Origin of the sequence: Streptomyces sp. UH6, assembly GCF_013421635.1 — a bacterium.
GTDB classification, from domain to species: Bacteria; Actinomycetota; Actinomycetes; order Streptomycetales; family Streptomycetaceae; genus Streptomyces; species Streptomyces abyssomicinicus.
This window is the reverse complement of sequence record NZ_JACADT010000092.1, coordinates 1-10,992: the sequence shown is the minus strand read 5'-3', so window position 1 is coordinate 10,992 and position 10,992 is coordinate 1. Positions and strand designations below refer to the sequence as shown.

Below are 10,992 nucleotides of genomic sequence, written 5' to 3'. Positions count from 1 at the left end.
CTGCGCCGGGCGGGCGGCAGCGCCTCCCGCCACTGTTCCTCGTACCGTTCGTCGTCCTCGTCCGGCATCGCGCGCCCGGCGAAGTCCTCGTCCACCGCGGGCGGGCGCACCAGGCCCAGCCGGACGCCGAGGGCGTGCAGGCGCTGCGGGATGGCGTTGACCGGCGTCGCGGTGACCACCAGCAGGCCGAAGACGGTGAGCAGCAGCAGCAGCGCGACGGCCAGCGCGGCGCCGGTCGCGTAGATCAACGGGGTGGCGGCCGCCCAGCCGATGAGTCCGCCCGCGTCCCGTATGGCCTGCATTCCGCCGCTGCGGGCGGGCGAGCCGCAGGCGATGTGGACCTGGCCGAGCACGCCGATCGCCAGCGCGGACAGACCGATGACGATCCGTCCGTTGGCCTCCGGCTGCTCGGGATGGCGCACGAACCGGGCGGCCACCACGGCCAGCAGGATCGGCACCAGCAGGTCGAGGCGGCCGAAGGCACCGGTGACCAGGATCTCCACCAGTTCGCCCACCGGCCCCCGCAGGTCGGCCCAGGTGCCGGCCGCCACGACCAGGGAGAGCGCGATCAGCAGCAGGGCGACGCCGTCCTTGCGGTGGGCGGGGTCGAGGTTCTTCGCTCCGGTCCCTATCCCCCGCAGGACCGCGCCGACGGCGTGGGCGACACCCAGCCACAGGGCGCGCACCAGCCGGTAGACGCCGTTGGTGGGGCTGGGCGCCGGCTTGGGCGCGGGCTTGGCGGCCTTCCTGGCCGGTGCCTTCTTCGCCGGTGCCTTCCTGGCCGCCGGTTTCGCGGCCTTGGCGGGACGCGGGGCCCTCGGTGCCTTCGCAGCCGAGGACGCCTTCGCGGGAGCGGGCGGCTTCTTGGCTGCGGAGGGTCGTGAGGCCATGAGAGTGAGGTTACCGGGGGAGGCGCCGGTGGACACGCCTGCGCGATGCTTCACCCGTTCGTGTCGCATCGTGTCGGAAGGGAGTCGGCGGGACGTCGGCGCAACGACGGCCGTGCGGCACTGACACCCCCTCACCGCCCGCGGCGGACTCGGGCGTTCAGCTCTGCTGGGGCAGCCTCGGCGCGGCCGGACCGGTGCCCGGCTCCAGCGCGTCCAGCGCGCGGCGCAGCCCGTTCAGCTTGCGCTCCAGGTGCGCCGCCGTGGCGACCGCGGCGGCGTCCGCCGCGTCGTCGGTCAACTGCTTGGAGAGCGCCTCGGCCTGCTCCTCGACGGCCGCCAGCCTCGCGGACAGCTCGGCCAGCAGCCCGGAGCCGGCCGCCCCCTCCTGAGGGACGTCACCCACGGACCGGTCACTGCCCTCGAGTTGGAGCCGCAGCAGCGCGGCCTGCTCCTTGAGCTGGCAGTTCTTCATGTACAGGTCCACGAAGACCGAGACCTTCGCCCGCAGCACCCACGGGTCGAACGGCTTGGAGATGTAGTCCACCGCGCCCGCCGCGTACCCGCGGAAGGTGTGGTGCGGCCCGTGGTTGATGGCCGTGAGGAAGATGATCGGGATGTCCCGGGTCCGCTCCCGCCGCTTGATGTGCGCGGCGGTCTCGAAACCGTCCATGCCCGGCATCTGGACGTCGAGCAGAATGACCGCGAAATCGTCCGTCAGCAGCGCCTTGAGCGCTTCCTCCCCGGACGATGCCCGGACCAGCGTCTGATCGAGCGCGGAGAGGATGGCCTCCAGCGCCAGCAGATTCTCCGGCCGGTCATCGACCAGGAGGATCTTGGCCTTCTGCACCATGGCCCGTCCTCCTCGCCCCGGCTTGGGGCCGCCCCTGTTGACAGGACTCGGGGCGGCCTCCTGGGACGCCGCCCGTGATGACGGCTTCCTTGCGCCGTCCGTCCTTGTGCCGGTCATCGTAGCCGCACCCCGGGTGCCACCACACCCTGTCACCGCGATGTCACTGTGCATGCAGCGGAAACGTGGCGCGGGACCAAATGGTTCCCGGTGGGACCTTTCGCCCACCGGGTACCGCCGGATCTCGGCCACCCTCCCCGTTCGCATACCCCGGATGGCGCGTTTCTCACCCCCGGACGCGGATCACTTGCGGCCCATCCAGTCCTCCATCACCGCGAGCAGGTGGTCCGGGTCGACCGGCTTGGTGACGTAGTCGGAGGCGCCCGACTCGATCGCCTTGTCCCGGTCCCCCTTCATCGCCTTCGCGGTCAGCGCGATGATCGGCAGCCCGGCGAACTGGGGCATCCGCCGGATCGCCGTGGTCGTGGCGTAACCGTCCATCTCGGGCATCATGATGTCCATCAGAACGATCGTCACGTCCTCGTGCTGCTCGAGGACCTCGATGCCCTCGCGGCCGTTCTCCGCGTACAGCACGGCCACCCCGTGCTGCTCCAGGACGCTGGTGAGGGCGAAGACGTTGCGGATGTCGTCGTCGACGATCAGCACCTTCTCCCCGTGGAACCGGACGCCCTTGCGCTGTCCCGCGGACGGGGCGGAGGACTGCTCCGCCTCTCCGCCGGCCTGACCCTGACCCTGGCCCTGGCCGTGCCCCTGGCCCTGTGCCTGGCTCTGACCGCCGGCCCGGCCGGGCGGCTGCTCGGCGCGCGGCGCGGGCGGGTGCTCCTCGCGGCGGCGGCGCCGGAAGAGCGCCGCGGGGCCGTTCTGGGTCTCCCGGTAGGAGTTGACCTCGGCCGGCGTCTCACCGCCCGCGGGCAGCGCCGCCCGCTCCTCCGGCCCCTCCAGCGCCTCGTTCTCCGCCGCTCCCTGCGCCGGCGTCTCGTTCGGGTGCAGCGGCAGGTAGAGGGTGAAGGTGGAACCACGGCCCGGCTCGGACTGGGCGTGGATCTCGCCGCCGAGCAGCCGGGCGATCTCCCGTGAGATCGACAGCCCCAGCCCCGTGCCGCCGTACTTGCGGCTGGTGGTGCCGTCCGCCTGCTTGAACGCCTCGAAGATGACCCGCATCTTGCTGGCCGCGATACCGATGCCCGTGTCGGTCACCGAGAACGCGATCATCTCCGCGTCCGGCTCACGGAGCGCGCCCGACTCCAGCAGCTGTTCCCGGATGGCCGACGGCACGTCCGCGCCCGCCTGCCGGATCACCAGTTCCACGGCCCCGCTGTCGGTGAACTTCACCGCGTTGGACAGCAGGTTGCGCAGCACCTGCAGCAGGCGCTGCTCGTCGGTGTGCAGCGTCGCCGGCAGTTCCGGCGACACCCGCACCGAGAAGTCCAGCCCCTTCTCCGCGGTCAGCGGCCGGAACGTCGCCTCCACGTAGTCCACCAGCTGCACCAGCGCGATCCGCGTCGGCGAGACGTCCATCTTGCCCGCCTCGACCTTCGACAGGTCCAGGATGTCGTTGATCAGCTGGAGCAGGTCGGAGCCCGCTCCGTGGATGGTCTCGGCGAACTCCACCTGCTTGGGCGACAGGTTGCCGTCCGCGTTGTCCGCGAGCAGCTTCGCCAGGATCAGCAGCGAGTTCAGCGGAGTGCGCAGCTCGTGCGACATGTTGGCGAGGAACTCGCTCTTGTACCGCATGGAGACGGCGAGTTGCTCGGCACGCTCCTCCAGGACCTGTCGCGCGTCCTCGATCTCGGTGTTCTTCACCTCGATGTCGCGGTTCTGCCGCGCCAGCAGCTCGGCCTTCTCCTCCAGTTCGGCGTTGGACGCCTGGAGCGCCAGCTGCCGCTGCTCCAACTCGGCGGAGCGGTCCCGCAGTTGCTCGGTGAGCTTCTGCGACTGCTTCAGCAGCACCTCGGTCTTGCTGTTCACCGAGATGGTGTTGACGCTGGTCGCGATCATCTCGGCGATCTGGTTCAGGAAGTCCTTCTGGATCTGCGTGAACGGCGTGAACGACGCCAGCTCGATCACGCCGAGCACCGTGCCCTCGAAGAGCAGCGGCAGCACGATCACCTGTGCGGGCGGTGCCTCGCCGAGACCGGAGGCGATCTTCAGGTAGCCGCTGGGCGCGTTCTCCACCAGGATCGCCCGCCGCTCCTGCGCGGCCGTGCCCACCAGGCCCTCACCGGGCCGGAACGACGTCGGCATCGACCCCATCGAGTAGCCGTAGCTGCCGAACATCCGCAGCTCGTAGGCGTCCCCGTCGACGGCGCCGACCTCCTGGGAATCACCCGGCGGGATGGCGAGGAAGAACGCCCCGTGCTGCGCGGAGACCACCGGCGTCAGCTCGCTCATCACCAGCGACGCCACGTCGTCGAGGTCCCGGCGGCCCTGCATCAGGGCCGAGATCCGGGCCAGGTTGCCCTTCAGCCAGTCCTGCTCCTTGTTGGCGATCGTGGTGTCGCGCAGGTTGGCGATCATCTTGTTGATGTTGTCCTGCAGCTCCTGGATCTCGCCCGAGGAGTCGACGTCGATCTTCAGGTTGAGGTCGCCGCGGGTCACCGCGGTGGCGACCCGCGCGATGGCGCGCACCTGACGGGTCAGGTTCCCGGCCATCTCGTTCACCGACTCGGTCAGGTCGCGCCAGGTGCCGTCCACGTCCCGCACCCGCGCCTGACCGCCGAGCCGGCCCTCGGTGCCCACCTCGCGGGCCACCCGGGTGACCTCCTCGGCGAACGAGGACAGCTGGTCGACCATCGTGTTGATGGTCGTCTTCAGCTCCAGGATCTCGCCCCGCGCGTCGATGTCGATCTTCTTGGTGAGATCGCCCTTGGCGATCGCCGTCGTCACCATCGCGATGTTGCGCACCTGACCGGTCAGGTTGGACGCCATCTGGTTCACCGATTCGGTGAGGTCCTTCCAGGTGCCGGCCACACCGGGCACGTGCGCCTGGCCGCCCAGGATGCCGTCCGTGCCCACCTCGCGGGCCACCTTGGTGACCTGCTCGGCGAACGAGGACAGCGTCTTCACCATGATGTTGATGGTGTCGCCGAGCTGCGCGACCTCGCCGCGCGCCTCGATGGTGACCTGTCGCGTCAGGTCGCCGTTGGCGACCGCGGAGGCGACCTGCGAGATGTTCCGCACCTGTGTGGTGAGGTTCTTCGCCATCAGGTTGACGTTGTCGCTCAGGTCCTTCCAGATGCCGGTGACGCCCGGCACGTGCGCCTGACCGCCCAGGATGCCCTCGGTGCCCACCTCACGGGCGACCCGTGTCACCTGCTCGGCGAACGACGACAGCTGGTCCACCATCGTGTTGACGGTGGTCACCAGCTCGAGGATCTCGCCCTTGGCGTCGACGGTGATCTTCTTCGACAGGTCGCCCTTGGCGACCGCGGTGGTGACCTCGGCGATGTTCCGCACCTGGATGGTGAGGTTGTTCGCCATGAAGTTCACCGACTGGGTCAGGTCCTTCCAGGTGCCGGAGACCCCCTGCACCTCGGCCTGGCCGCCCAGGATTCCCTCGGTGCCCACCTCGCGGGCCACCCGCGTCACCTGCTCGGCGAAGTTCGACAGCTGGTCCACCATCGTGTTGAGGGTGTTCTTCAGCTCGAGGATCTCGCCCCGCGCGTCCACGTCGATCTTCTGCGACAGGTCACCGCGCGCCACCGCCGTCGCGACCTGCGCGATGTTGCGCACCTGCGCCGTCAGGTTCCCGGCCATGCCGTTCACCGAGTCCGTCAGGTCACGCCACACACCGGCCACGCCCGGCACCTGCGCCTGACCGCCGAGCCGGCCCTCGGTGCCCACCTCCCGGGCCACCCGCGTCACCTGGTCGGCGAAGGCGGAGAGCTGGTCGACCATCGTGTTGATGGTGTTCTTCAGCTCGAGGATCTCGCCCCGCGCGTCCACGTCGATCTTCTGCGACAGGTCACCGCGCGCCACCGCCGTGGTGACCTGCGCGATGTTGCGCACCTGCGAGGTGAGGTTGCCGGCCATGCTGTTGACGGAGTCGGTGAGCTCCTTCCAGGTGCCCGACACCCCGTCCACCCGGGCCTGACCGCCGAGGCGGCCCTCCGTCCCCACGTCCCGCGCCATCCGCGTCACCTGGTCGGCGAACGACGACAGCTGGTCCACCATCCGGTTCACGGTGTTCTTCAGCTGGAGCATCTCGCCGGAGACGTCCACCGTGACCTTCTGCGACAGGTCGCCGTTGGCCACCGCCGTCGTCACCTGCGCGATGTTCCTCACCTGACCGGTGAGGTTGCGGAACGCCGTGTTGACGGAGTCCGTCAGGTCCTTCCAGGTGCCGGCCGCCCCGGGCACCTGCGCCTGACCGCCCAGCTCACCTTCGACGCCGACCTCACGCGCCACCCGGGTCACCTCGGCGCCGAACGCCGACAGCTGGTCCACCATCCCGTTGACGGTGTTCTTCAGCTCCAGCATCTCGCCGGCCACGTCCACCGTGACCTTCTGCGACAGGTCGCCGTTGGCCACCGCCGTCGTCACCGCGGCGATGTCACGCACCTGGGTGGTCAGGTTCCGGAAGACCGTGTTCACCGAATCGGTGAGGTCCTTCCAGGTCCCCGCCGCGCCCGGGACGTTCGCCTGGCCGCCCAGCCGGCCCTCGGCGCCGACCTCGTTCGCGACCCGGGTGACCTCGTCGGCGAAGATCCGCAGCGTCTCGGTCATCTGGTTGATCGTGTCGGCGAGCTGCGCCACCTCACCGCGCGCGCTCACCGTCACCTTCCGCGACAGGTCACCGTTGGCGACCGCCGTGGTCACCTCGGCGATCCCGCGCACCTGGGCGGTGAGGTTCCCCGCCATCAGGTTGACGGAGTCGGTCAGGTCCTTCCACACACCGGCCACGCCCGGCACCTGCGCCTGCCCGCCCAGCTCGCCCTCGGTGCCCACCTCCCGGGCCACCCGCGTCACCTCGGCGGCGAACGCGGAGAGCTGGTCCACCATCGTGTTGACGGTGTTCTTCAGCTCGAGCATCTCGCCCTCGACGTGCACGGTGACCTTGCGGGAGAGATCACCGTTGGCGACGGCGGTCGTCACGAGCGCGATGTCCCTCACCTGAAGGGTGAGCCGGTGCGCCATCGTGTTGACGGACTCCGTCAGGTCCTTCCAGGAACCGGACATGCCGCGCACCTGGGCCTGACCGCCCAGCTTGCCCTCGGTGCCCACCTCGCTGGCCACCCTGGTGACCTCGTCGGTGAACCGCGAGAGCTGGTCGACCAGGTTGTTCACGGTCCGCGCGACCTTGAGGAACTCGCCCCGCAGCGGATGCCCGCTGCCGTCGGCGATCCGGGTCCGCAGCTCCATCCGCGGCGACAGATCACCCTCCGCCACCGCCGAGAGCACCCGCCCGACCTCGGACACCGGCCGCACCAGGTCGTCCACCAGCGCGTTCGACGCGTCGATCGCGGCGGCCCACGAGCCCTCGCAGGCGCCTGTCTCCAGCCTTTCGGTGAGTTTTCCCTCACGTCCGACCATCCGCCGCACCCGGGCCAGCTCACCCGTCAGGTGCAGGTTCCGGTCCGCGACCTGGTTGAAGACGGCGGCGATCTCCGACATCACGTCGTCGCCGGACACCGTCAGCCGCTTGCGGAAGTTCCCGTCGCGCATCGCCACCAGACCGGACAGCAGCCTGTTCAGCGCGGCCGTGTCCACCTGGGTGGCGCCTCCGCCCTTTGCACGCGTCCTCGTACCCCGCGTCGCCGCGCCAGACTCCACTGTGTCCCTCCCGCAGGGATCGACCAACCACTGCCGCTCGCGTGCCCGTGACCGGGGCCGCGCTCACTCCGCCCGCCCGTCCGCAACCACGCGTCGGGGGCGTTACCGTCAAGCCTGCCCAGTGCAAGCCTGCCCAGTGTTTCACCTCGTCCGAACCAGGCCATAACAGTTCGGCAAGCCCGCACACCGTCCGCACACCCTGCGGACGGAATCGGCGTCAACCGGCATCCGCGCGGACCTCGAAGGTAAGTAACCTTGCAGAAGGCTGTCCGGCCGAGCGCGGTCCCGTCCGGTCCGGACGGTGGTGAGACCATGGTGCGGGCATCGGAGGGGCGGCCTCGGAGAACATGACGACCGGACTGATCTCGGGGGAGCAGCCCCCGGAGCACCCCGGGCCGGCAGACGCGTTTCCCGCTCAGCAGGGGCAGGCGCGGGACGACCGGCCGGAACCACACGCCCCAGAGCGCACGAGGAGTTCTGTGATCACCGCGCGGGCGGCCGCCAGCTTCGAGCCTGTGGGGCGTTCCGTCGCGACCGCCCGCTCCTTCGTCCGCGACACCCTCCAGGGCTGGGGATTCGCCGACATCATCGACGACGCCGTGGTCCTCACCAGCGAGCTGGTCACCAACGCCGTCGTCCACGCCGGCACCGCCGCCGACGTCGTCTGCCTGCGCAGCGGCGAGGGCGTCCGCATCGAGGTCGCCGACCACTACCCGGAGCGCGAGCTGCCCCTGCAGTCCGCCGCGCTGACCATGACCAACCCCGACCAGGAGGGCGGCCGCGGGCTCCAGCTCTGCGCCGCTCTGGCCAGCCGCTGGGGCGTCGACTACACGACGACCCGCAAGCAGGTCTGGTTCCAGCTGGATCTCCCCGACCGCGCCGTCGGCACCCGCTCCGCGGGCCCCGCGCTGCCGGTCGAGATGCTGCCGGCCGCCGACGGCCGGGTCAGGGTGGCCGTCGTCCAGATCGACCGCGACGGCGCGGTGACCTCGTGGAACGAGGACGCCGAGGACCTCTTCGGCTACCAGGCCGCCTCCGTGACCGGCAAACCGCTCACCGACCTCGCGGCCTGGCCGCACACCCCGGGCACCAGCACCGGCATCGCCGAGGCCCTCCGGCTCTCCCGCTGGGAGGGCAGCTACGGCATCCGCGACGCCGTCGGCCGCGTGGTCCCCGTGTACGCCTCCCACCTGCGCGTCCGCGACCCGCAGGGCGAGCCCTCGACGGTGTGCCTGCTGGTCCGCAACGAGGAGCGCGCCGTCCTGCAGAGCCCTGCCCGGGGCGCCACCGGTGACACCGCCGGCCACGACGGCCGGGACGCCGACCCCTTCGAGGTCTTCATCGGCTCCCCCGCCCCCGACGACCTGGACGGCCTCCTCCAGCGCACCGTCGAGCGCGCCCGCGACATGCTGGACGCCGACGCCGCCTTCCTGCTGCTGGCCACCGACGACGAGACGGAGCTGGAGGTCCGCGCGTCCACCGGCCTTCCCTCGGCCCGCCAGCGCTTCGCCCGGGTCCCCGTCGAGGCCGGTCCCGGCCGCTACGGCTCGGCCCGCATGCCCGCCGTCCACGACGACCTGGCCGCCGCCCCGGGCGCGATCCCGCTGCTCAACGGGACCGGGATGCGCTCCGTGGTCACGGTCCCCCTCAAGGTCGAGGGCCGCCTCACGGGCTCCCTCGGCATCGCCGCGGAGTCTCCCGGCCGCTACTCGAACGAGGAGGCCCTGCGCCTGCAGTTCGCGGCCGACCGGATCGCCCTCGCGGTCGAGTCCGCCCGCCTGGGCGAGCTCGAGCGGCTCCGCCGCGGCTCGCTGAGCTTCCTCGTCGAGGCCTCCGACCTGCTGGCGGGCACCCTCGACCGCGACCAGACGCTGGCCCTGATGGCCCAGATGACCGTGCCCACACTGGCCACCTGGTGCGCCGTCTACACGATCAACGACCCGTCCTCCGAGCCGTACCTGTCGTACGTCCTGCACGAGGACGAGGACCGCATCGACGGCCTCAAGGCCCTGCTCTCCAAGATCTCCCCGCCGGACCCGGTCCCCACCCCGGGCGCCCGCGTCTGGACGGCCCCGTTCGATGCCGCCCATGAGGCGGCCCTGCGCAGTTCCATGCGCAGTCTCGGCCTGGGCGAGCCGACCACCGTCTCCTCCGGCATCGGTCCCACGCTCGCCACCGCGTCGGCGGTGGGCGGCGAGACCGTCGTCCTGCCGCTGGTGGCCCGCAACCGCGTCATCGGCATGCTCACGCTGGGCAAGCCCACCGACGAGCACTTCCGCCAGGAGTCCCTGGAGCTCGCCGAGGACCTGAGCCGCCGGGCCGCCCTGGCGCTGGACAACGCGCGCCTGTACTCGGAGCGCATGGCCATCAGTCAGTCCCTCCAGCGCAGCCTGCTCCCCCCGGAGCTCCCCCGGATCGACGGGGTCGAGGTGGAGGTCATCTACCAGGCGGCCGGCGAGGGCAACGAGGTCGGCGGCGACTTCTACGACCTCTTCCCGATCCGGGACGGCGCCTACGGCTTCGCCATCGGCGACGTGTGCGGCACCGGCCCCAACGCCGCGGCCGTCACCGGCCTTGCCCGGCACGCCCTGCGCCTGCTGGCCCGTGAGGGCCTCAGTGGCCCCGCGGTGCTTCAGCGCCTCAACTCCGCGATCCTCGACGAGGGTGAACGCAGCCGCTTCCTCACTCTCCTCTACGGCGAGCTCTGGCCGCAGGAGGACGGCAGCGCGCTGCTGAAGGTGGTCTGCGCCGGCCATCCGCTCCCCCTGCGCCTGCGTCAGGACGGCACGGTGGAGCCCGCGGCGGAGCCTCAGCCGCTGCTCGGCGTGATGGACGACCTGGAGCTCTACGAGGAGACCCGCGTCCTCGACCCGGGCGACGTCCTGCTGTGCGTCACCGACGGCATCACCGAACGCCGCGAGGGGATGCGCATGCTGGGCGACGACGGCCTGGCGGACGTCCTCACCACCTGTACCGGCCTGACCGCCGGGGCGGTCGCGGCGCGCGTCCTGCGGGCCGTGGAGCGCTTCGCCTCGGAACCGCCGTCGGACGACATGGCCATCCTGGCGATGCGGGTACCGGGCCTCCCGGCGGACTGACGCCCGGAGCCGGTCCACGGCGATCGGCACGGCACACGCAAAGAGGCCCCGCCCGAATGGGCGGGGCCTCTTTTTGGCTGAGCCCCCAAACGGAATCGAACCGTTGACCTTCTCCTTACCATGGAGACGCTCTACCGACTGAGCTATAGGGGCCTTGTCGTTTTTGAGGTTTCCCTCGCGGCGACACATGAATACTAACCCACGACCTGCACGGATTCCAACTCCGGACTTACGGGCTGGCGGACGACCCATCCGACCACCCGTGCCCGAAATCGCACCCCATGACCCCACTTTTCGGGCACACCGCACGGGCATCACCGCACCGGAAGGCCGGCGGCATCTGCCCGGCTGCCGTACAGCCTCA

Annotated in this window: 3 protein-coding genes, 1 tRNA gene and 1 pseudogene; 1 reads left to right on the top strand and 4 read right to left on the bottom strand. The window is 70.8% G+C overall.

Translation table 11 applies throughout. The features are described 5' to 3' along the window. The 3 genes and pseudogenes from HW445_RS08320 to HW445_RS08310 form a co-directional block, all read right to left on the bottom strand. Positions 1-890: pseudogene (locus HW445_RS08320) on the bottom strand (cell division protein FtsK); the annotation flags it as partial. A gap of 157 nt (positions 891-1,047) precedes the next feature. Next, complete coding sequence (locus HW445_RS08315) at positions 1,048-1,740, bottom strand: two-component system response regulator (protein WP_180220379.1); 693 nt, start codon at positions 1,738-1,740, stop codon at positions 1,048-1,050. Between the two features lie 300 nt (positions 1,741-2,040). After that, positions 2,041-7,530 (bottom strand): HAMP domain-containing protein, encoded by a 5,490-nt coding sequence (locus tag HW445_RS08310; protein ID WP_180220378.1) that lies wholly within the window; start codon positions 7,528-7,530, stop codon positions 2,041-2,043. Between the two features lie 347 nt (positions 7,531-7,877). Here HW445_RS08310 and HW445_RS08305 point away from each other — a divergent pair, with 347 nt between their 5' ends. Continuing rightward, a complete protein-coding gene (locus HW445_RS08305; RefSeq protein ID WP_180220377.1) occupies positions 7,878-10,628 on the top strand; it encodes a SpoIIE family protein phosphatase in 2,751 nt (916 codons plus the stop codon). Between the two features lie 80 nt (positions 10,629-10,708). Here HW445_RS08305 and HW445_RS08300 read toward each other — a convergent pair. Then, positions 10,709-10,781, bottom strand: a tRNA-Thr gene (locus HW445_RS08300). Positions 10,782-10,992: the final 211 nt, after the last annotated feature.

Bases quoted from the DNA above. Each gene is read 5' to 3' on its own strand.
- HW445_RS08315 (WP_180220379.1), bottom strand. From the start codon at position 1,740: ATGGTGCAGAAGGCCAAGATCCTCCTGGTCGATGACCGGCCGGAGAAT.
- HW445_RS08305 (WP_180220377.1), top strand. From the start codon at position 7,878: ATGACGACCGGACTGATCTCGGGGGAGCAGCCCCCGGAGCACCCCGGG.